This window comes from Streptococcus sp. 21.1, assembly GCF_016648635.1.
Taxonomy (GTDB): domain Bacteria; phylum Bacillota; class Bacilli; order Lactobacillales; family Streptococcaceae; genus Streptococcus.
In genome coordinates this window covers 92887-113409 of record NZ_JACLQL010000007.1, presented here as the reverse complement: position 1 = coordinate 113409, position 20523 = coordinate 92887, and the positions used below count along the sequence as shown (strand labels likewise).

21 protein-coding genes and 1 riboswitch are annotated in these 20523 nt (G+C 42.4%); of the genes, 17 read left to right on the top strand and 4 right to left on the bottom strand.

Features of this window, described 5'->3' with window-relative positions:
• Positions 1–59 precede the first annotated feature (59 nt).
• The 13 genes from trpD (at position 60) to H7U01_RS06695 (ending at position 12655) form a co-directional block, all read left to right on the top strand.
• The gene (trpD, locus tag H7U01_RS06755; RefSeq protein ID WP_201041327.1) at positions 60–1064 is read left to right on the top strand and encodes an anthranilate phosphoribosyltransferase; all 1005 of its coding nucleotides are present in this window, start codon (positions 60–62) and stop codon (positions 1062–1064) included.
• Positions 1061–1828 carry an indole-3-glycerol phosphate synthase TrpC gene (gene trpC, locus H7U01_RS06750; protein ID WP_201041326.1) on the top strand — a complete coding sequence of 256 codons (768 nt, stop codon included), beginning with the start codon at positions 1061–1063 and terminating at the stop codon, positions 1826–1828. Before trpD ends, trpC begins: the two co-directional genes overlap by 4 nt.
• Positions 1815–2396, top strand: coding sequence for a phosphoribosylanthranilate isomerase (locus tag H7U01_RS06745; RefSeq protein ID WP_201041325.1), 582 nt, complete (start codon positions 1815–1817; stop codon positions 2394–2396). Before trpC ends, H7U01_RS06745 begins: the two co-directional genes overlap by 14 nt.
• Positions 2393–3601 (top strand): tryptophan synthase subunit beta, encoded by a 1209-nt coding sequence (gene trpB, locus H7U01_RS06740; RefSeq protein WP_002891598.1) that lies wholly within the window; start codon positions 2393–2395, stop codon positions 3599–3601. Before H7U01_RS06745 ends, trpB begins: the two co-directional genes overlap by 4 nt.
• Positions 3602–3604: 3 nt before the next feature.
• The gene (trpA, locus tag H7U01_RS06735; RefSeq protein ID WP_004183217.1) at positions 3605–4387 is read left to right on the top strand and encodes a tryptophan synthase subunit alpha; all 783 of its coding nucleotides are present in this window, start codon (positions 3605–3607) and stop codon (positions 4385–4387) included.
• Positions 4388–5116: 729 nt separating this feature from the next.
• A complete protein-coding gene (locus H7U01_RS06730) occupies positions 5117–5548 on the top strand; it encodes a CopY/TcrY family copper transport repressor (RefSeq protein ID WP_073950358.1) in 432 nt (143 codons plus the stop codon).
• A 3-nt stretch (positions 5549–5551) separates the two neighbouring features.
• The gene (locus H7U01_RS06725) at positions 5552–7780 is read left to right on the top strand and encodes a heavy metal translocating P-type ATPase (RefSeq protein ID WP_201041324.1); all 2229 of its coding nucleotides are present in this window, start codon (positions 5552–5554) and stop codon (positions 7778–7780) included.
• Positions 7781–7853: 73 nt separating this feature from the next.
• Positions 7854–8057, top strand: coding sequence for a copper chaperone CopZ (copZ, locus tag H7U01_RS06720; RefSeq protein ID WP_002891592.1), 204 nt, complete (start codon positions 7854–7856; stop codon positions 8055–8057).
• Positions 8058–8194: 137 nt separating this feature from the next.
• A complete protein-coding gene (locus tag H7U01_RS06715) occupies positions 8195–9241 on the top strand; it encodes a D-alanine--D-alanine ligase (protein WP_073690653.1) in 1047 nt (348 codons plus the stop codon).
• Between the two features lie 438 nt (positions 9242–9679).
• On the top strand, positions 9680–10360 hold the full coding sequence (locus H7U01_RS06710) for an amino acid ABC transporter permease (RefSeq protein WP_002884251.1): 681 nt from the start codon (positions 9680–9682) through the stop codon (positions 10358–10360).
• Complete coding sequence (locus H7U01_RS06705) at positions 10320–10997, top strand: amino acid ABC transporter permease (RefSeq protein WP_002891585.1); 678 nt, start codon at positions 10320–10322, stop codon at positions 10995–10997. The genes H7U01_RS06710 and H7U01_RS06705 overlap by 41 nt, the downstream gene beginning before the upstream one ends.
• Before the next feature lies 1 nt (position 10998).
• Positions 10999–11757: an amino acid ABC transporter ATP-binding protein gene (locus tag H7U01_RS06700; protein WP_148512907.1), complete on the top strand. Its 759-nt coding sequence runs from the start codon at positions 10999–11001 to the stop codon at positions 11755–11757.
• 43 nt (positions 11758–11800) lie between these two features.
• Positions 11801–12655: a cysteine ABC transporter substrate-binding protein gene (locus H7U01_RS06695; protein WP_155164764.1), complete on the top strand. Its 855-nt coding sequence runs from the start codon at positions 11801–11803 to the stop codon at positions 12653–12655.
• 99 nt (positions 12656–12754) lie between these two features.
• Here H7U01_RS06695 and H7U01_RS06690 read toward each other — a convergent pair whose 3' ends face one another.
• From H7U01_RS06690 to H7U01_RS06680, 3 genes are read right to left on the bottom strand one after another with little or no spacing between them, the layout of a single operon-like run.
• Positions 12755–13456, bottom strand: a complete 702-nt coding sequence (locus tag H7U01_RS06690; protein WP_048673843.1) for a hypothetical protein — start codon at positions 13454–13456, stop codon at positions 12755–12757.
• Positions 13425–14153, bottom strand: coding sequence for a hypothetical protein (locus H7U01_RS06685; RefSeq protein ID WP_048673841.1), 729 nt, complete (start codon positions 14151–14153; stop codon positions 13425–13427). The genes H7U01_RS06690 and H7U01_RS06685 overlap by 32 nt, the downstream gene beginning before the upstream one ends.
• Complete coding sequence (locus H7U01_RS06680) at positions 14122–14817, bottom strand: hypothetical protein (protein ID WP_201041323.1); 696 nt, start codon at positions 14815–14817, stop codon at positions 14122–14124. Before H7U01_RS06680 ends, H7U01_RS06685 begins: the two co-directional genes overlap by 32 nt.
• 142 nt (positions 14818–14959) lie before the next feature.
• On the opposite strand from H7U01_RS06680, the gene H7U01_RS06675 reads away from it, so the two are divergent.
• From H7U01_RS06675 to H7U01_RS06665, 3 genes are all read left to right on the top strand, one after another.
• Complete coding sequence (locus H7U01_RS06675; protein ID WP_201036062.1) at positions 14960–16333, top strand: UDP-N-acetylmuramoyl-tripeptide--D-alanyl-D-alanine ligase; 1374 nt, start codon at positions 14960–14962, stop codon at positions 16331–16333.
• Between the two features lie 88 nt (positions 16334–16421).
• Entirely contained in the window at positions 16422–17090 is a 669-nt protein-coding gene (locus H7U01_RS06670; RefSeq protein WP_201041322.1) for a TIGR02206 family membrane protein, read from the top strand.
• A gap of 345 nt (positions 17091–17435) precedes the next feature.
• Positions 17436–18980: a peptide chain release factor 3 gene (locus H7U01_RS06665; protein ID WP_002884210.1), complete on the top strand. Its 1545-nt coding sequence runs from the start codon at positions 17436–17438 to the stop codon at positions 18978–18980.
• 273 nt (positions 18981–19253) lie between these two features.
• Here H7U01_RS06665 and thiT read toward each other — a convergent pair whose 3' ends face one another.
• Positions 19254–19829, bottom strand: coding sequence for an energy-coupled thiamine transporter ThiT (thiT, locus tag H7U01_RS06660; RefSeq protein WP_073686132.1), 576 nt, complete (start codon positions 19827–19829; stop codon positions 19254–19256).
• An 81-nt stretch (positions 19830–19910) separates the two neighbouring features.
• Positions 19911–20031, bottom strand: a riboswitch (TPP riboswitch).
• Between the two features lie 103 nt (positions 20032–20134).
• Here thiT and H7U01_RS06655 point away from each other — a divergent pair.
• Entirely contained in the window at positions 20135–20515 is a 381-nt protein-coding gene (locus H7U01_RS06655; RefSeq protein WP_201041321.1) for a PH domain-containing protein, read from the top strand.
• Positions 20516–20523: the final 8 nt, after the last annotated feature.

Genomic DNA, 20523 nt, shown 5'->3' with positions numbered 1-20523 from the left:
GCTCAAAATCTCTCGCGTGCATCAGAAAACATTGAACAGTTTTTAAAAGGAAAACAGATATGAAAGAAATATTCCTACAAATCTCAAACCGCCAAGACTTGTCTCAAGACCAAGTCCAAGCAGTCTTTGACCGTATTCTTAAAAATGAAGTCTCAGAAAGCCAAATTGCTGCCTTCCTTATGGGGCTTAAGACTAAGGGAGAAACAGCAGATGAAATCACAGGTATCGTGCGTGCCCTCAAATCACATGCGACTGTATTGCCTGAGACTTTCACGGATGCTATGTGTAACTGTGGAACTGGTGGGGACCAGTCTTATAGCTTCAACATTTCGACTACTGTTTGCTTTGTCCTAGCAGCAGGCGGTATTCGTATGGCCAAGGCTGGTAACCGTTCGATTTCCTCTAAATCTGGTTCAGCTGACGTCCTTGAAGCCCTTAGAATCAACGTTGCAGCATCACCAGAAACCCTATCTAAAGCACTTGACGAGGTTGGTTTGGCCTTTATCTTTGCCCAAACCATGCACCCAGCTATGCGTTTTATCGGTCCAGCTCGCCAAGCTCTTGGGATTCCAACGATTATGAACTTGGTTGGGCCACTGGCTAATCCGCTTGACCTTGAGACACAACTCATGGGGCTCTATCGTGTGGAATTACAAGAAATTGTTGCTAATGCTATTCAACAGTTGGGACGTAAACGTGCGGTTATTATCACAGGTCCTGACAATATGGACGAAGCTGCCCTCTATGGCACTAACACCTACACCCTTTTAGAAGATGGTCACATCAGCCAGCACACTTTCACTTATGAAGATTTGGGGATGGAAAAGGTTGAGTTATCTGATATCACAGGTGGCGATGCCAAGGAAAATGCAGAGATTCTCCTTAGTGTCTTGAAAAATGAAGCTAGTCCTTATCTTGAAACAACGGTGCTTAATGCAGGTCTTGGCTTCTTTGCCAATGGTAAGGTCGCGACTATTAAAGAAGGTGTTGAGCTTGCTCGTCAATTGATTGCGGACGGCTCAGCCCTAGAGAAACTTCGCCAACTCCAAGAGGTACAAGTATGAGTAAAGCCTTTCTCCCAACAATCCTAGAACAAAAAGAAAAAGAAGTGGCCCAGTTGGTCATGGAAGACTTGCAGCCCTTGCGTCAGACCTATCGCCTTTATGATTTTCTCAAGTCAAATCAAAACAAGCTGCAAATTATTTCTGAAGTGAAAAAAGCTAGTCCAAGTATGGGTGATATTAACCTAGATGTGGATATTGTGGCTCAGGCCAAGACCTATGAGGAAAATGGGGCAGCCATGATTTCTGTTTTGACTGACGAGGTTTTCTTCAAGGGTGATATTTCCTATTTGAAAGAAATTTCGTCAGAGGTGGCTATTCCAACCTTGGCTAAGGACTTCATTATTGATGAGAAACAGATTGTGCGTAGCCGTAATGCGGGTGCGACAGTCATTCTCTTAATTGTAGCGGCCTTGCCAGAAGTTCGTCTCAAGGAGCTCTATGATTTTGCGACTAGCCTTGGCTTGGAAGTCTTGGTTGAAACGCATAATCTGCCAGAATTGGAAGTGGCTCATCGTATTGGTGCTGAGATTATCGGTGTTAACAACCGTAATTTGGTGACTTTTGAGACAGATATCAATACCAGTCTTGAGTTATCAACGCATTTCAAGGACAAGCCTGTTTATATTTCTGAGTCGGCTATTTTCACAGGTCAGGATGCTGCCCTTGTTGCCCCATATTTTAATGGGATTTTGGTAGGAACTGCCCTTATGACGGCTGACTATGTGGCTGAAAAGGTCAAGGAGTTGCAAATTGACAAAGGTTAAAATTTGTGGACTGTCGACACCAGAAGCAGTAGCAACTGCGGTTGAAGCAGGAGCTGACTACATTGGCTTTGTGTTTGCCAAGAGCAAGCGTCAAGTGAGTCTTGAGCAAGCTCACGAACTAGCTAAAGGGGTGACAGGCCAGACAAAAATCGTCGGTGTCTTTGTTTCACCAAGTCTTGAGGAACTGGAAGAAGCGATTGGTCAGGTTCCCTTAGATATCGTTCAGATTCATGGAAATTTTGATGAAGCCCTGATTCCAAAGATTTCAGCACCAGTTATTCGAGCTATTCAGATTTCGGATAGCGATTCTCAAGTCAAGAGCCAGGCGGATTATCTCCTCTTTGATGCTCCCATTGCTGGTAGTGGCCAGACCTTTGACTGGCAGCTTTTGGCTGACAAGCAGATTGAGCAGGATTATTTCATCGCTGGTGGCTTGACTGTGGACAATGTGGCAGAGGCCAAGGAAACTTTTCATCCCTATGCCTTAGATGTGTCCTCAGGTGTCGAGACAGATGGTCACAAAGATTTAGACAAGATTAAAGCATTTATAGAAAGAGTGAAAGCATGACATATCAACAACCTGATGCAAAAGGATTTTACGGAAAATTCGGTGGTCAGTTCGTTCCAGAAACGCTGATGACAGCTGTTATTGAATTGGACAAGGCCTATCGTGAGGCCAAGGAAGATCCAAGTTTCCAAGCGGAATTGGATGATCTCCTCAAAAACTATGTGGGCCGTGAGACGCCTCTTTACCACGCCAAACGTTTGACTGATCATATTGGTGGAGCGCAAATTTATCTTAAACGTGAGGACCTTAACCACACAGGTGCCCACAAGATTAACAATGCCCTTGGTCAAGTTTTGCTTGCCAAACGTATGGGCAAGAAGAAAATCATCGCCGAAACTGGTGCAGGTCAACACGGTGTTGCAACAGCGACAGCCGCAGCCCTATTCGACATGGACTGTACAATCTATATGGGTGAGGAAGATGTTAAACGTCAGGCGCTTAATGTTTTCCGTATGGAGTTGCTTGGTGCCAAGGTATTTAGCGTTACAGATGGTTCGCGCGTGCTTAAGGACGCTGTAAATGCTGCCCTCCGTGCTTGGGTAGCAGGTATCGAGGATACTCACTACATCATGGGATCTGCCCTTGGTCCTGCACCATTCCCAGAAATTGTTCGTGACTTCCAATCTGTCATCGGTCGTGAAGCCAAACGTCAATACGCAGAGATTTCTGGTGGTAAATTACCTGATGCCGTCATGGCTTGTATCGGTGGTGGTTCAAATGCTATCGGTATGTTCTACCCATTTGTTAATGATAAATCGGTAGCCATGTATGGTGCTGAGGCTTCTGGTTTGGGGCTTGATACTGAAAAACATGCCGCAACCTTTGCCAAAGGTCGTCCAGGTATTCTTCATGGAGCGCTTATGGATGTCCTCCAAGATGCTCATGGACAAATCATGGAAGCCTTCTCTATCTCAGCTGGTCTGGACTACCCAGGGGTTGGTCCTGAGCACTGTTATTTCAACGAAATCGGCCGTGCGACTTACGACTCTATTACGGATGAAGAAGCTCTCGAAGGCTTCAAACTTCTGTCACGTTTGGAAGGAATTATCCCTGCCCTTGAGTCTAGCCATGCCATTGCCCTTGCACAAAAAGTGGCAGCTAAGATGTCGCCAGACCAAAGCCTTATCGTCTGCCTCTCAGGTCGTGGGGACAAGGACGTTATGCAGGTTAAAGAACGTTTCGAAGCTGAAGCAGAAGGGAAATAAACCATGACAAAAACACTAACAAAACACCTACAAGCTATCAAAGACAGTAAACGCGGTATTTTCGTGCCTTATATCATGGCGGGTGACCACGCTAAAGGCCTAGACGGACTCTTTGAGACTATCGCTCTCTTGGAAAATAGTGGTGTCTCAGCTATTGAGGTGGGTATTCCATGGTCAGACCCAGTGGCTGACGGTCCCGTTATTGAACTTGCAGGACAACGTAGTTTGGCTAAAGATGTGACTTTGACAGCTATTATCAAGAAGCTTCAGGAACAAAAAACACAGGTGCCTTTGGTTATCATGACCTACATCAACCCAGTTTATCAATATGGTATTGAAGCCTTTGTTAAGGACCTGGCAGATACATCTGTCAAGGGGCTCATTATTCCTGATTTGCCAGATGAACACGCTGACTTTATCACTCCTTATTTGAAAGACAGTGATATTGCTCTCGTGCCTCTGGTGAGCTTGACTACAGGTATTGACCGTCAAAAACAGTTGATTGATGGTGCAGAAGGCTTTATCTACGCTGTTGCCATTAATGGTGTTACAGGTAAGACTGGTAATTACCGTGATGACCTTGACAAACACTTGGCTAACTTGACTGCCCATGCAGACATTCCAGTTCTCACAGGTTTTGGTGTGTCAACAGAGGAAGACATTAAACGCTTTAACGCTGTATCAGACGGTGTTATCGTAGGATCGAAAATCGTCCGTGACCTCCACGACGGTAAGGAAAAAGAAGTCGCTGAATTTGTTACATTCGGTTCACATTTTGAAAAATAGAAGATGATGCTCTCCAGAAATGGGGAGTGTTTTTTCATCAAAATCATTCTTGGGGATGATTTGATTTTCTTAGTTTCCAGTATTATACTATGGGTGAATAGTGGCGAATTAAATTTATCTCTGGTTTTTATTTTCATCTCACTTATAGAAAGAAGGTAGACAAATGAAAGTATCATTGAAGGTAATACTAGGTGTCTGTTTCTTAATAGGAGCCTTACTATTTTTCTATCGTGGAGAGAATCACTATGCACTGATTTTCCTTGTGGTTGGTGCCTTGTATCTTTATAAGGGGTTAAGCTGAGGGTTAAATCTCGTATTGAATGAATAAGCCTTTTTAGTGACATTTATGTCACTATTTTTTTCTTTTTGGAAACTATAGAATGATTTTATAACTAAAAAGAAAGGGAGAGAAGGCATCACAGAACATGATTGATCATATTTTTTCATTCTTTGTATCAAATAAAAAAGCTCTAGCAATAATCTTTATGATTATTTGTTTGGCTGTTATTTACCCAGGCATGTTTAAATTTTTGTATGTTGAAGGCAGGGATTTTGGACGTAGCCTCGTCAACTCAATCTTATCTTAGTAAAGTGTAGCACCTCTTAGGAGGTGCTTATTTTTTCGCGATAAATCTACAAATGTAAATAAAACCCTTGACATATCCTCATGGCAGCGTTAAAATAAATCTACAAACGTAAACAAATAATAACATTTAGAAAGGAACTATCATGCTGACAATTTCATCTGCGGAATGGGAAGTCATGCGAGTGCTCTGGGCTAAGGGGCAAGCGACTTCTTCAGAGATTATAGCAATTCTATCTAAGAAGCTAGACTGGTCGGCTTCGACAGTTAAGACCTTGATTGGACGTTTGGCAGACAAGGGTTATCTAACCAGTCAGCGTCAAGGACGAGGGTTTATCTATCAAGCTAGCTTGGGGGAAGATGAGGCGAATTTTCAGGCTTTAGAAGCTGTTTTTGACAAGATTTGTTTGACTAAACATAGCGATTTGTTGGGTCAACTCATGGCAAAGACGCCGATGACCCAAGCCGATGTGGATAAGTTACAGGCCTTGCTTGCAGCAAAAGAACCTGTGGATCAGGTGGTTTGTGACTGTGTGCCTGGCCAATGTGCTTGTGGGCATCATATGGAGGTGGTATAGGAAATGGTAAAAGAAACCTTTGTGGTTAATGGGATGACCTGTGCATCCTGTGTAGCCAATGTTGAAAATGCTGTTAATAAGTTGGATGGTGTGGACAAGGCTGTGGTTAACCTAACCACCGAAAAAATGTCTGTGGATTACGCTGGGGATAAGGTTAGTCCAGAAGCTATTGAAAAAGCTGTGGCTGACGCTGGTTATGAGGCTGAAGTCTACAATCCAGACACAGCCAAAAGCCAGGAAGAGCGTGAAGAAGACAAGATTCACAAGGTGCGTGAGCGCCTCATTTGGTCATCGGTCTTCACCATTCCTCTCTTTTATCTAGCTATGGGGCCAATGATCGGTCTACCTGTGCCAAACTTCTTGTCTCCTCACCATGCAGCCTTGACTTATGCCTTGGTGCTGCTAGTTTTGACAGTTCCAGTCATGTGGTTGGGCCGTTCCTTCTATAGTAATGGTTTTCGTACTTTGGCCAAGGGTCATCCTAACATGGATGCCTTGGTAGCCTTGGCAACATCGGCAGCCTTTCTTTATAGTCTCTATGGTACTTACCATATTTCATTGGGGCATGCCCATCACGCCCACCAGCTTTATTTCGAGTCAGTGGCTGTTATTTTGACCTTGATTACTCTAGGTAAGTATTTTGAAACCCTGTCTAAAGGTCGGACTTCAGATGCTATCAAGAAACTCATGCACTTGTCAGCCAAGGAGGCAACCGTCCTTAGAGATGGTAAAGAAGTCAAACTTCCTGTGGATAAGGTTGTTCTGGGTGACCATATTGTGGTCAAACCTGGGGAAAAGATAGCTGTGGATGGTCAGGTAATTTCTGGTAGCTCTGCGATTGATGAGAGCATGCTAACAGGTGAGTCCCTTCCTATTGAAAAAACTGCGGGTAAGCCAGTTTTTGCAGGTTCTATTAATGGTCAAGGTAGCTTGATTTATGAGGCTGAAAAGATTGGTAAAGACACCTTGCTTTCCCAAATCATCAAATTAGTTGAAGATGCCCAACAAACCAAGGCACCGATTGCCAAGATTGCCGATCAAGTATCAGCGGTCTTTGTTCCTGTTGTCATGGCTATCGCCCTTGTATCAGGTCTCTTCTGGTACTTTGTCATGGGACAAACCTTTACTTTTGCCATGACTGTAGCAGTTAGTGTCTTGGTCATTGCTTGTCCATGTGCTTTGGGACTTGCGACACCGACAGCCATCATGGTTGGGACAGGGCTTGGTGCTGAACACGGTATTCTCTATAAGCGTGGGGATGTGCTCGAGCTAGCTCACAAGGCTGATGTCCTCGTTTTTGACAAGACAGGAACCATTACTCAGGGTAAACCTCAGTTGGTTTCTAGCTATACCTATGGCAATAGTGGAGCAGCCTTACAGCTTTTGGCATCCTTGGAAGCTAAGTCTGAACACCCCTTAGGTCAAGCTATCCTTGTGGCAGCAGAAAATGCTAACTTGGACTTGTTAGAGATGGATAACTTTTCAAGTTTGACTGGGCGAGGTCTTACTGCCAGCTATGCAGGCAAGACTTATTTAGCTGGAAATCAAACCCTTATGACAGAGGAAAAAGTCGACTTGACTTCAGCACAAGCTGATTTCCAAAGCTTGACGGCCGATGGTCAAACTCCTATTTTCCTAGCTGAAGATGGTAAGTTAATCGGACTCTTTGGTGTAGCTGATCAGGTTAAAGAAGACAGTGCAGATATGGTGGCAGCTCTTCATCAAATGGGCAAGGAAGTCATCATGTTGACTGGGGATAATGACCAAACAGCTCAAGCTATCGCTCAAAAGGTTGGCATCAAACGTGTTATCAGTCAAGTGCTTCCGCAAGAGAAATCTAGGGTGATTAGCGACCTTCAGGCAGAAGGAAAATCAGTCATCATGATTGGTGATGGTATCAATGATGCCCCAGCCCTTGCGACTGCCGATATCGGTATTGCTATGGGATCAGGGACAGATATTGCTATGGAAAGTGCCGATATGGTCCTTATGAAACCTAACCTCATGGATGTCGTTAAGGCTCTGAAAATTAGTCAGGCGACTATCACAACGATTAAAGAGAACCTCTTTTGGGCCTTTATCTACAATATCTTGTCTATCCCAGTAGCTATGGGTGTTCTCCACCTCTTTGGAGGTCCCCTTCTTGACCCAATGATAGCAGGACTTGCCATGAGCTTTAGCTCTGTTTCGGTTGTCCTTAATGCTCTGCGCCTCAAACGTCGCAAAGTCTAAGCATTGATTGCTTGTGACCTCTGCGACTTAAGCTGTGTACTAAAAAATAATTAAAGAAAAGGAAGAAAGAAAAATGACAAAAACATATAACATCACAGGAATGAAATGCCAAGGCTGTGTCAACACCGTTACCGAAAAACTCTCTGCTGTCAAAGGCGTAGACAAGGTTCAAGTTGACCTCGAAAACAAACAAGTCACTATCGAAGGTAAACCATGGAAGTGGTCTCTCAAGCGTGCCCTCAAAGGCACTAAGTTCGAACTTGGTGACGAAATTTAAGACAAGAAAAAACAGCTATCAGGCTGTTTTTTTCTACCCATAATCTTTTTGAAAATCCCTTCCTTTTGTGATATGATTAAAGTAATTATGTTCTCAAAATTGAGACTAGAAAATCAAGAAAAGAAAACGGTATACCTATGTCTAAACAAACCCTTATCCTTCTCTACGGTGGACGTTCAGCAGAACGTGAAGTGTCTGTGCTCTCAGCTGAGAGTGTTATGCGTGCGGTGGATTACAGCGCATTTGAGGTTAAAACCTACTTTATCACTCAGTCTGGTGATTTTATCAAAACAAAAGAATTTACAGAAACACCAGGTGATGACGAGAAGCTCATGACTAATGACACAGTTGTGGCTAGTCAGGCTATCAAACCAAGCGATATTTATGAAGAAGGCGCTGTGATATTCCCAGTTCTTCATGGTCCTATGGGTGAGGATGGTTCTATCCAAGGTTTCCTCGAAACCCTCAAATTGCCATATGTGGGTACTAATGTTCTTTCTTCAAGTGTGGCTATGGACAAGATTATGACCAAGCATATTCTTGAAGTTGCTGGTGTGCCTCAGGTTGCCTACACAGTCTTCATCGAGGGTGAAGATTTGGAAGTAGCAGTAGCTGAAACGCTTGAAAAATTGACCTTCCCAGTGTTTGTCAAACCTGCTAACATGGGGTCATCTGTTGGGATTTCTAAAGCTGAAAATGAAGCAGAGCTTCGTGCAGCGATTGATTTGGCTCTCAAATATGATAGTCGTATCTTGATTGAGCAAGGTGTGGTTGCCCGAGAAATCGAGGTTGGTATCCTTGGCAATACAAATGTCAAAACGACTGATCCAGGTGAAGTAGTCAAAGATGTGGCTTTTTATGACTATCAAGCCAAGTACATCGACAATAAGATTACCATGGACATCCCAGCTCACGTGCCTGCAGAAGTCATGACGCAAATGCGTGCCTATGCGGCCAAGGCCTTCCGTGCCCTCGGTGGTTGTGGTCTTGCCCGCTGTGATTTCTTCCTGACAGAGGATGGAGCCATCTACCTTAACGAGCTCAACACTATGCCAGGTTTCACTCAATGGTCTATGTACCCACTTCTTTGGGAAAATATGGGACTTTCTTACTCAGACCTTATCAAGGAATTGGTAACCTTGGGACAAGAAATGTTTGATAAACGTGAAAGCCATTTGATTTAAGAAATATGATTTAGAACACAGACATCTTAGTCTCGGAGAAATCTCTGAGACTGAGGTGTTTTTTTCTTTACAGAAATCTAGATTTTATTTATATCTTTTCTTTATCACCTCGATAAAAAATACATATTATCCAAATAATCTAACAGGTGGTAGAATAAATCTAACGTTTCAAATGAAATAAAGCAATTCGTTCGTGTTTGATGAAGATTTGCGTGTCGCGATGATTATCAGAGGCGAGTGAAGGTCAAAGGGCTAGAAGTAGATGGCAGTGAGTGCTCACGAAATTTTACACGCCTTTTGTATCTTGTAGAATTGAACACAGGCTAAATTCCTAGAGCAAAAGATAAACTTCCTAGTGTGCCAGCACACGTCGTCAGTTTCCTATTTGCCTTACGGAATTTTCTACGCCTTTTGTATCTTGTTTTGAGGAGGTAAGTTTTGGACTGGTCCATTGTTCAACAGTATTTGCCCTTTTATCAGAAGGCATTCTTTTTAACGTTACATATTGCCGTTCTGGGGATTCTTGGTTCCTTCCTTTTGGGCTTGGTGGTGAGTGTTATTCGTCATTACCGAGTGCCGATTTTGAGTCAGCTTTCGACGGCTTATATTGAGCTATCTCGTAATACGCCGCTCCTGATTCAGCTCTTCTTTCTCTACTTTGGCTTGCCTCGTATAGGTTTGGTTCTATCGTCAGAGGCTTGTGCTGTTGTAGGTTTGATTTTCTTGGGTGGTTCCTATATGGCGGAGTCGTTCCGAAGTGGCCTAGAGGCTGTTAGTCAGACTCAGCATGAAGTGGGTTTGTCTATTGGTTTGACGCCATTCCAAGTCTTTCGCTATGTGGTCCTTCCTCAGGCAGTGGCTGTGGCACTTCCGTCATTTAGCGCTAACGTCATCTTCCTTATCAAGGAAACGTCAGTATTCTCAGCGGTAGCCTTGGCGGATTTGATGTATGTGGCCAAGGATTTGATTGGTCTTTACTACGAAACCGATGTGGCTCTAGGCATGTTGGTGGTAGCTTATCTCTTGATGTTGCTGCCGATTTCTCTAGTCTTTAGTTGGATTGAAAGGAGGTTACGCTATGCAGGATTCGGGCTTTCAGGTTCTTCTTCAGGGGAATAATTTCCTACGTATCTTACAAGGTTTAGGCGTAACTATTGGAATTTCCATCGTCTCGGTTCTTCTGTCCCTTTTACTAGGAACACTTTTTGGGATTGTCATGACTTCGAAGTCTAAGATTGTTCGTTTCTTGTCACGTATTTATCTGGAATTTATTCGTATCATGCCCCAGTTAGTCTTGCTCTTTATTGTTTATTTTGGTTTGGCTAGGAATTTTAACATCAATATCTCAGGCGAGCTATCGGCTATTATCGTCTTTACCCTTTGGGGAACGGCTGAGATGGGTGATTTGGTGCGTGGGTCAATCACGTCACTACCTAGACACCAGTTTGAGAGCGGAAGGGCCCTTGGCTTGACCAATGGCCAACTCTATACCTATGTGATTATCCCACAAGTCTTGCGTCGCTTGTTGCCTCAGGCTATTAACCTGGTGACACGTATGATTAAAACTACGTCCTTGGTGGTTTTGATTGGCGTAGTTGAGGTGACCAAGGTTGGTCAGCAGATTATCGACAGTAACCGCCTGACTATTCCAACAGCTTCTTTCTGGATTTATGGCACGATTTTGATTCTTTATTTTGCCATTTGTTACCCAGTATCTAAGCTGTCTACTTATCTTGAAAATCGTTGGAGGAATTAAGATGACAGAAAGCATTTTACAAATCAAGGATTTGAAAAAGTCCTTTGGGGACAATGAGATTCTCAAAGGCATCTCCTTGGATGTTAAACAAGGTGAAGTCGTTGTTATCCTGGGTTCCTCAGGTTGTGGAAAATCGACCCTACTACGTTGTATCAATGGCTTGGAGACTATTCAAGGAGGGGATATTCTCCTGGATGGCAAGTCTATCACTGGTAGCAAGAAGGATTTTCACCTGATTCGTCAGAAAATCGGAATGGTCTTTCAAAGTTATGACCTCTTCCCGCATTTGGACATCCTGCAAAATCTGATTTTGGGGCCGGTCAAAGCTCAAGGGCGTAACAAGGAAGAAGTCATTGCGGAGGCTGAGAACCTCTTGGACCGTGTGGGACTTCTGGACAGGAAGCATAGCTTTGCGCGACAACTGTCAGGTGGTCAAAAGCAACGTGTAGCCATTGTCCGTTCACTGCTCATGCATCCTGAAGTTATTCTCTTCGACGAAGTGACGGCGTCGCTTGACCCTGAGATGGTTCGTGAAGTTTTGGAATTAATCAATGACCTCGCTCAAGAAGGGCGTACCATGTTGATTGTAACCCATGAGCTTCAGTTTGCGCGTGCCATCGCTGACCGTATTATCTTTATGGATAAAGGTGTCATCGCTGAGGAAGGGACTGCTGAAGAATTCTTCAATCATCCAAAGACACAGCGAGCTCAAGAGTTCCTCAATGTCTTTGACTTCAGCCAGTTTGGTGCCTATTTGTAACCCATTGTTTTTAGTAAAAAATATAATATTTTAGGAGATATTTATGAAATTAACAAAGAAAATTTTTGCCCTATTAGCCCTCGTCTTTGCCTTGGTGGCAGTGACTGCTTGCTCAAGTAACAGTAGCTCTGGTAAATCAACAGCCAAAGCACGTACTATTGAAGAAATTAAGAAGAGTGGTGAACTCCGTATCGCCGTTTTTGCGGACAAGAAACCTTTCGGTTATGTAGATAACAAGGGTGTTTACCAAGGTTACGATATTGAACTTGGTAACCGTTTGGCTAAAGACTTGGGTGTTAAACCCAAATACGTCTCAGTAGATGCGGCCAACCGTGCAGAATTCTTGATTTCAAACAAGGTAGATATTACGCTTGCCAATTTCACAGTAACTGATGAACGTAAGAAACAAGTGGACTTCGCTCTTCCTTATATGAAAGTCTCAATCGGTGTGGTATCACCTAAAGACAAGGTCATTAAGGACGTTAAAGAGCTTGAAGGTAAGACTTTGATTGTTACTAAGGGGACAACTGCTGAAACTTACTTTGAAAAGAACTACCCAAATATCAAATTGCAAAAGTATGACCAATATAGCGACGCTTACCAAGCCCTCCTTGATGGTCGTGGCGATGCCTTCTCAACAGATAATACAGAAGTTCTTGCTTGGGCTCTAGAAAATAAAGGTTACGAAGTTGGAATCACATCGCTTGGTAACCCAGATACTATTGCCCCAGCCGTTCAAAAAGGTAACAAAGAACTCCTTGACTTTATCAATAAAGACATTAAGAAACTTGGCGAAGAGAATTTCTTCCACAAAGATTATGAAAAAACACTTCACCCAACTTACGGTGATGCAGCTAAAGCTGATGATCTCGTGGTTGAAGGTGGCGAAGTGAAATAAGACTAATTCCTCTCTAAGGGGAAGTCTTGCTTAACAAGAATAAAACAACCACTCCTGCTTCTAGCTGAGCTAGATATAAGCAGGAGTGGTTGTTTTGTTTTAGGGTGATTTTTTTCTCACCTTTTTGCTTTTTATGTTTCTCCACCCAATGACAATAATTGACAAGAAAGCGGTTTCCACCATTCCCCAAAAAAGAAAAGAGTCAATATAATCAAAAAAAGTTTTGCGTTCACCATAGACCGAGGTAGAGCCATCTTTCCAAGTAATGATTTTGTCCCTATCATCAATCCTTTTGTAGGACTCATCATTATAAGTCAAATAATGATCCTTCCGTACATACATATTCAAATAGTTATAGCCGTGCTTTGTGGGAAGGTCTGAAAACAGACTTTCCTTGGCGTAAACTTCAATGTAAATGGTTCCATCTTTAAGACCTTTAGTTTTCTGAGTTCGAGCATTTTTGATAAGGAGTTTTCCATCTTGTACAATCTCCCAATCGTACTTACGACTTCTTCCTCCTTCGTTATAGGAAATAGCAAGCTTGTGGTTTTCAGACTGCCATAGCCCGTAGATACTATTTTCACTGATACCATCATAAAAGAATCTAATATAGATGTTGACTATAGGTACCATGATTAGAAAACAAATACTCAAAATCTTGACTAAACGGTCTTTGAATTTACCCCAACGTGCTCGCCATCCAGTTTTGTACTTTTGTGTTCTTCGATATTCATTTTGTGAATGGTCACTTATATTAATTTTCTGTCGGTCAGCGTATTTTCTCTTTAGTTGATGCCTCATTTAGCCTATTTTTCCTTTTTAGATTTCTTTTTATTCTCCAATCGACAAAAATGACATACAAAATCATAGAACCAATAATTCCAAATACGATATAAGGTTTCAGACGATCAAACAAGGTTATTCGTTGACCATAAAGGGATTTTGAACCATCATTCCAGGTAATGCTCTTGTTTTCATCATCAATCCGTTTGTAGGATTCGCCATCATAGGTCAAATAATTGTCTTTACGGACATACATATTTAAATAGTTGTAGCCGTTCTTTGTGGGAAGGTCTGAAAACAGACTTTCCTTGGCATAAACTTCAATGTAGAGGGTGCCATCCTCTAAGCGTTTAATATCATCAACGCGTGCATCTTTAATGAGGACATTTCCATCTTGAACAATGTCCCAATCACGCTTACTTCCCTTTGAACCTTCTTCATATGATATGGCAATCTTATGATTTTCAGATTGCCACAGACCGTAGATACCATCTTTAGAAACCCCATCGTCAAAGAAAATCATATAAACGATGAAAATCGGTATCATGAGTAGGAAACATATCCCAAAAATGTTGGCTAAACGGTCTGTAAATTTATCCCAGCGTGCTCGCCATCCGGTTTTACGTTTTTGTTCTTTTCGATATGCTTTTTGTGAATGATACTTTCGATTGAGTTTCTTTCGGTCAGCGTATTTTCTTTTTGATTGGTGTCTCACTTAGTTTTTCTCTCCTCTTTTGCCGAGCCTCTGTAATGATAAGAACTGAGCAAATCCCCATAAGTATCAAATAGAGGGCTTCAAAAACCTCATCTATAGTGGTTTTTCGTTCACCATAAGGGCTGGTAGAACCATCTTTCCAAGTGATGGACTTGTTTCCAGAATTGATACGCTTGTAGGACTCGCCATCATAAGTTAGGAGATTCCCTTTTCGTACATACATTTCCAAGTAATTGTAACCGCCTTTTTGAGGAAGTTTTGAGAGGATATTTTCTGGAGCATAGACCTCAATATGGAGTGTTCCGTCATTCATTTTTTTGATAGTACGAGTATCTGCAACATTGATTATCGTTTTGCCATCCTGGACGACTTGCCAATTCGTATCACCATGTCTACGGATGTGTTCATAGGAAATGGCTAGCGTGTGGTTTTCGGATTGCCAAAGTCCGTAGATATTGCTTTCATTGACCGTATAGTGCTTGTAATAATAAAAACCACCATACAGCAGTGCCAGTAGCACTAAAATAATCAATTCGGCTGTTGGCTCTAGTGGGATTATCTTTCTCCAATTAAGGTGCCATCCTTTAGGTTCTTCGATACTTTGACAGGCGCTATTTATATTTTCCTCTCCTTTAGAGAGGTTGATTAATTTTTTCTTTGTCATGCCTAATCCTTTCATCAACCATTGTAACAAATTCGTCTTCCAAGCAAAAGCTAGCCTGATTTGTGATATAATTGGGAGTGATTGTAGGCAAGAAAATCTTATTTCTTGCCAGACTTGTAAAAATAAAACAGAGGATTTTAAGATGAAACTGACACTCCATGAAATTGCCAAGGTTGTTGGCGCTAAAAATGATGTCACAGCCTATGAAGATGTTGCCATTAACCAAATTGAGTTTGATAGCCGTAAGATTACAGCGGGTGACCTCTTTTTACCACTAAAAGGTGCGCGTGACGGGCATGATTTTATCCAAACTGCCTTTGACAATGGTGCTCTAGCGACATTCACAGAAAAAGAATTACCGGCCGATCAAGCCCACATCCTAGTTGATGACGCTCTTGAAGCATTCCAAAAACTAGCTGCCTACTATCTTGAAAAGACTGGCGTTGATGTTATTGCGGTGACTGGTTCTAACGGTAAGACAACAACCAAGGACATGATTCATGATATCTTGGCAACGACCTATCGTACTTACAAAACCCAAGGCAACTACAATAATGAGATTGGTCTTCCTTATACAGCCCTCCACATGCCTGATGATACTGAGAAAATCGTCCTTGAGATGGGACAAGACCACATGGGAGACATTCACCTCTTGTCAACCCTAGCTAAGCCAAAAACAGCCGTTGTTACCTTAATCGGAGAGGCTCATTTGGAATTCTTCGGTAGCCGTGACAAGATTGCCCAAGGTAAAATGCAAATGCAAGACGGTATGCCTGATGGTAGCCTCTTGCTTGTGCCAAGTGATCCTATCGTAGATCCTTTCTTGCCAAGCAATCTTGAAGTGGTACGCTTTGGGGATGGTGCGGAGCTTACAGTCTCTGAGTTGACAGAATTCAAGGACCATCTCACCTTTTCAACAAACTTCCTAGACGGACAAGTTACCTTGCCAGTCACTGGAAAATACAATGCCACAAATGCCATGGTTGCTGCCTATGTCGCAAAACACTTGGGTGTAACTGAGGAAAATATCCTCACAGCTCTTGCTAACTTGCAACTCACAAAAAATCGTACCGAATGGAAAAAAGCAGCTAACGGTGCTGATATTCTTTCAGACGTTTACAATGCTAATCCAACAGCCATGAAGCTCATTTTGGAGACCTTCTCAGCCATTCCTAAGAATGAAGGAGGTAAGAAAATCGCCGTCCTAGCTGATATGAAAGAGCTCGGTGAACAGTCTGTGCAACTTCACACACAGATGATTCTAAGCCTGACACCAGATGCTATTGATACGGTGATTTTCTACGGTGAAGACATTGCCGAATTGTCACAACTTGCTAGTCAAATGTTTCCTCTTGGTCATGTCTATTATTTCAAGAAAACAGCTAACGAAGACCAATTTGACGCTATGGTCAAGCAAATCAAAGAAAGCCTGGGCGAGCACGATCAAATCTTGCTCAAGGGCTCTAACTCTATGAATCTAGCCAAGGTCGTGGAAGAACTCCAAGCCAAGGATTAAGTTTTCTAACCTGCTCTCCAAGCAGGTTTTTGCTTTACCCTGAAATTTGATATAATAGCAGGCATAGTAATTTCAGCAGGAGAAGAGAATGAAGGATTTTTTGACAACCACCCAAACTCATCCACCCCAGATACCTTTGCCCTATTATTTGCTTATGCTTTTGGCAATGGTAGTCTTGAGTTACTTGAGTTGGCGTTGGTATAAGAATAAGATATGGCGTTGGACCTTTCTCACTATCCAAGCCATTCAACTCTTTGCCCTATACACTTGGTACCTCTGGCAGGGCTTCCCGCTTTATATTAGTCTGCCCCTGTACCATTGTCGTATGGCCATGTTTGCTGTTCTCCTTATGAAAAATAGTAGGATAAAGAGCTATTTTGCTATTATGGGAGTTGTCGGGACCTACTGTGCATTGATTTATCCAGTATTTGATCCCTATGAGTTTCCTCATATCACAGGCTTTTCTTTCCTAATTGGCCACTATGCCCTACTGGTCAATAGCCTGAATGTAATTTTTAATAGTTATAAAACGCATCCGATCAGTAAGCGGCTGATTGTCGTGGCTACCTTATTACTGAATCTAGCTTTGGTAATAGTTAATCAGACTATCGGTGGAAACTATGGCATGCTTAAACACACGCCATTTATTATGGGAACTCCCTTATTTGTCAAATACCTTACCGTTTCAGGAGCTTTGATTATTCTCATGATAATCATGAAAAAAGGTCTGGAGCATTTTGAAGCAAATATTAAATAAATGAAGAAACACGCTATCAGAAAGTTGATAGCGTGCTTTTTCATTTTATTTGTTTTATTCTAACACAAAACGCTTTCAGAATTGCTTTCACACTGTAATTTGGATATAATAAAAGAGCTGTGCCTGCGAGAATTATCGCAAGCCTCGACAACAAATGTAGCTTTCAAAAGACAGAAATTTTCTGAAAGAAGAGCTACAACGATCTTGCTTTTCGTTCTGGTAAAAACCCTATTGCTATTAGTAGCTCTGGGACATGGGATTGTTGAGATTTACAAAGAAGCTGCCGACATCCATACCACTAAGGAAAAGTAACAAAAAGATTATTTTCAAAGAAGAAAGAAAACTATGAGCATTCAAGACGAAATCAAAAAACGCCGTACTTTTGCCATCATCTCTCACCCCGATGCTGGTAAAACAACAATCACTGAACAATTGCTTTACTTTGGGGGTGAAATCCGTGAAGCTGGTACCGTAAAAGGTAAGAAAACCGGAAACTTTGCCAAATCAGACTGGATGGATATTGAGAAACAACGTGGTATCTCAGTAACCTCATCTGTGATGCAGTTTGACTATGCGGGTAAACGTGTCAATATCCTTGATACCCCAGGGCACGAGGACTTCTCAGAAGATACCTACCGTACCCTTATGGCGGTTGATGCTGCCGTCATGGTTGTTGACTCAGCCAAAGGTATCGAGGCCCAAACCAAAAAACTTTTCGAAGTTGTCAAACACCGTGGGATTCCTGTCTTCACCTTCATGAACAAATTGGACCGTGATGGACGTGAGCCACTTGACCTCTTGGAAGAGTTGGAAGAAGTGCTTGGTATTGCCAGCTACCCAATGAACTGGCCTATCGGTATGGGTAAAGCCTTCGAAGGACTTTATGACCTCTATAACGAACGCTTGGAGCTTTACAAAGGTGACGAGCGCTTTGCCAAGATTGAAGATGGTGATACTCTTTTTGCCAACAACCCATTCTATGAGCAAGCTAAAGAAGATATTGAACTCTTGACAGAAGCGGGTAATGAATTCTCTGAGGAAGCTATTTTAGCTGGTGAATTGACACCGGTCTTCTTCGGTTCTGCCCTTACTAACTTTGGGGTTCAAACCTTCCTCGATACCTTCCTCAAATTTGCACCAGAACCACATGGTCACAAGACAGTGGATGGTGACGAGATTGATCCTCTCAACAAGGATTTCTCTGGTTTTGTTTTCAAAATCCAAGCCAATATGGACCCACGTCACCGTGACCGTATTGCCTTTGTTCGTATCGTTTCTGGTGAATTTGAGCGTGGTATGAGTGTTAATCTAACACGTACTGGTAAAGGAGCTAAGCTCTCTAACGTCACTCAGTTTATGGCTGAATCCCGTGAAAATGTCGAAAATGCCGTGGCTGGAGATATTATCGGGGTTTACGATACAGGAACTTACCAGGTTGGTGACACCCTTACAGTAGGTAAAAACAAATTTGAATTTGAACCCCTACCAACCTTTACGCCCGAGTTGTTCATGAAAGTCTCTGCTAAAAACGTCATGAAGCAGAAGTCCTTCCATAAAGGAATTGAACAATTGGTGCAAGAAGGAGCCATCCAGCTCTACACCAATTACCAAACAGGTGAATACATGCTTGGTGCCGTTGGTCAACTTCAGTTTGAAGTCTTCAAACACCGTATGGAAAATGAATACAATGCCGAAGTCGTTATGACACCAATGGGTAAAAAGACTGTGCGTTGGATTCAACCTGAGGACCTCGATGAACGCATGTCATCAAGCCGAAATATCTTGGCCAAAGACCGCTTTGACCAACCAGTCTTCCTCTTTGAAAATGACTTTGCCCTCCGTTGGTTTGCGGATAAATATCCAGATGTAACATTGGAAGAGAAGATGTAATGTACTAAGATTGCTTGGCTATTTCATAGCCTAAGCAATCTACGCCACGTCCTATGGGACAGTGGCTAAGTCCCTTACTAACTCGAAAACGGAAAATAATCGTTTCCGTTTTCTCATGTCGTAATGCTATGTATAGTTTATGTAAATCGTTCATCTTTTGACGCTAGCCACTATCTTGTGGCTAGCTAGCCTACGTCTGACTTCGTGTTGTAATATCTCTTAAAAACAAGAAAAACCATAGGACTTTCACTTAAGACTGTCCTATGGTTTCTTTTATTTTTCCGTATTGAGTAATCTGCCTAGGAATCGTTGCAGGGCGAAGAAAACGATGAGGCTTGCCAATGTTTCTCCGAGGAAAGATGAGCTATTGACAATGAATGAATAGAGATAAGGGCTTTGTCCCTTAGGGGCATAGCTTCCCCAAAAGATGACACCGGCTATAAAGTGAATGAGGTAACGAGCAAAGCTACCAAGCAGAATCCCCCAAGTGATATACATCAGAGACTTAACTTTATGGCCTTGTTTAATGGCTTTATCTAGGGCTGGTTTGACCACACCACTGATTCCAATAAGACTAAAGGCGACAAAATACTCCAGAAAACCTTGTGTTAAGGTTAGCCAACCGCCGGCTGCTTGTCCTGTCACCACCTGGAGAAGCCCCCAGATGAGACCGCCCATAGCACCGGCTTTAAGCCCCCAGCGAAAACTGAGGAGAAAGATGGGCACCATCTTAAAGGAAAGGGAAATCCAAGGGCCTAGTGACATGGGCTGAGTAACTAGGTCCAGGATATAAGCAATGGTTGCAAAAAGGGCAACCTCAATCATTGGTCGAATATTTGTTTTCGACATAAAAAACCTCCTATACCAATCGTCTTGATTGGCTGTTTTTTTGCCACATCAAAACGACGTCATAGAAGTTCCTCTATTTCAATCTATTTTGAGACACATCCCTACGCAGGTTCTAACCTGATCAGGTGGTAAGAGTTTAGGCAAGTCTTGAAGAAAAAATTCAAGCTAGCCATTCTCAGCAATTGCTCCTCTTGTGACTCTTTCATTGTACTACCAGAAATCAATTTCTGCAAGTGTCTCAAACCTTAAAATGTGGTATAGTTAAAGCAAGAACTATCTTTAAAGTAAAAAAAGGAGAAACAACTATGGGAATTTTTTCAGGATTGCTTGGTAATGCGTCTAAGAAAGATAATGACAAGGTCGAACGTCAATTGGAAGGTATCTTAATTCCAGGTGAACAAGTGGAGTTAGCCTATGTCCTTGTTCGTGACTTGATTGTCTTTACAGAGAAACGCTTGATTTTAGTCGATAAGCAAGGTGTTACAGGGAAGAAGATCTCTTACAAGTCTATCCCTTATCATTCAATCTCTCGTTTCACTGTAGAAAGCTCGGGCCACTTTGACCTAGATGCTGAACTTAAGATTTGGATTTCATCAGCACTTGAGCCTGCAGAGGTCCTTCAATTTAAGAGTGATAATAATGTCTTTGAAATCCAACAAGCTTTGGCAGCAGCAGTGCTAGAGTAATGAGGACG

Excerpts from the sequence above, each read along its gene's own strand:
- trpD (WP_201041327.1), top strand. The coding sequence starts at position 60 with ATGAAAGAAATATTCCTACAAATCTCAAACCGCCAAGACTTGTCTCAA.
- trpC (WP_201041326.1), top strand. The coding sequence starts at position 1,061 with ATGAGTAAAGCCTTTCTCCCAACAATCCTAGAACAAAAAGAAAAAGAA.
- trpB (WP_002891598.1), top strand. The coding sequence starts at position 2,393 with ATGACATATCAACAACCTGATGCAAAAGGATTTTACGGAAAATTCGGT.
- trpA (WP_004183217.1), top strand. The coding sequence starts at position 3,605 with ATGACAAAAACACTAACAAAACACCTACAAGCTATCAAAGACAGTAAA.
- H7U01_RS06730 (WP_073950358.1), top strand. The coding sequence starts at position 5,117 with ATGCTGACAATTTCATCTGCGGAATGGGAAGTCATGCGAGTGCTCTGG.
- H7U01_RS06725 (WP_201041324.1), top strand. The coding sequence starts at position 5,552 with ATGGTAAAAGAAACCTTTGTGGTTAATGGGATGACCTGTGCATCCTGT.
- copZ (WP_002891592.1), top strand. The coding sequence starts at position 7,854 with ATGACAAAAACATATAACATCACAGGAATGAAATGCCAAGGCTGTGTC.
- H7U01_RS06715 (WP_073690653.1), top strand. The coding sequence starts at position 8,195 with ATGTCTAAACAAACCCTTATCCTTCTCTACGGTGGACGTTCAGCAGAA.
- H7U01_RS06705 (WP_002891585.1), top strand. The coding sequence starts at position 10,320 with ATGCAGGATTCGGGCTTTCAGGTTCTTCTTCAGGGGAATAATTTCCTA.
- H7U01_RS06700 (WP_148512907.1), top strand. The coding sequence starts at position 10,999 with ATGACAGAAAGCATTTTACAAATCAAGGATTTGAAAAAGTCCTTTGGG.
- H7U01_RS06695 (WP_155164764.1), top strand. The coding sequence starts at position 11,801 with ATGAAATTAACAAAGAAAATTTTTGCCCTATTAGCCCTCGTCTTTGCC.
- H7U01_RS06690 (WP_048673843.1), bottom strand. The coding sequence starts at position 13,456 with ATGAGGCATCAACTAAAGAGAAAATACGCTGACCGACAGAAAATTAAT.
- H7U01_RS06680 (WP_201041323.1), bottom strand. The coding sequence starts at position 14,817 with ATGACAAAGAAAAAATTAATCAACCTCTCTAAAGGAGAGGAAAATATA.
- H7U01_RS06675 (WP_201036062.1), top strand. The coding sequence starts at position 14,960 with ATGAAACTGACACTCCATGAAATTGCCAAGGTTGTTGGCGCTAAAAAT.
- H7U01_RS06670 (WP_201041322.1), top strand. The coding sequence starts at position 16,422 with ATGAAGGATTTTTTGACAACCACCCAAACTCATCCACCCCAGATACCT.
- H7U01_RS06665 (WP_002884210.1), top strand. The coding sequence starts at position 17,436 with ATGAGCATTCAAGACGAAATCAAAAAACGCCGTACTTTTGCCATCATC.
- thiT (WP_073686132.1), bottom strand. The coding sequence starts at position 19,829 with ATGTCGAAAACAAATATTCGACCAATGATTGAGGTTGCCCTTTTTGCA.
- H7U01_RS06655 (WP_201041321.1), top strand. The coding sequence starts at position 20,135 with ATGGGAATTTTTTCAGGATTGCTTGGTAATGCGTCTAAGAAAGATAAT.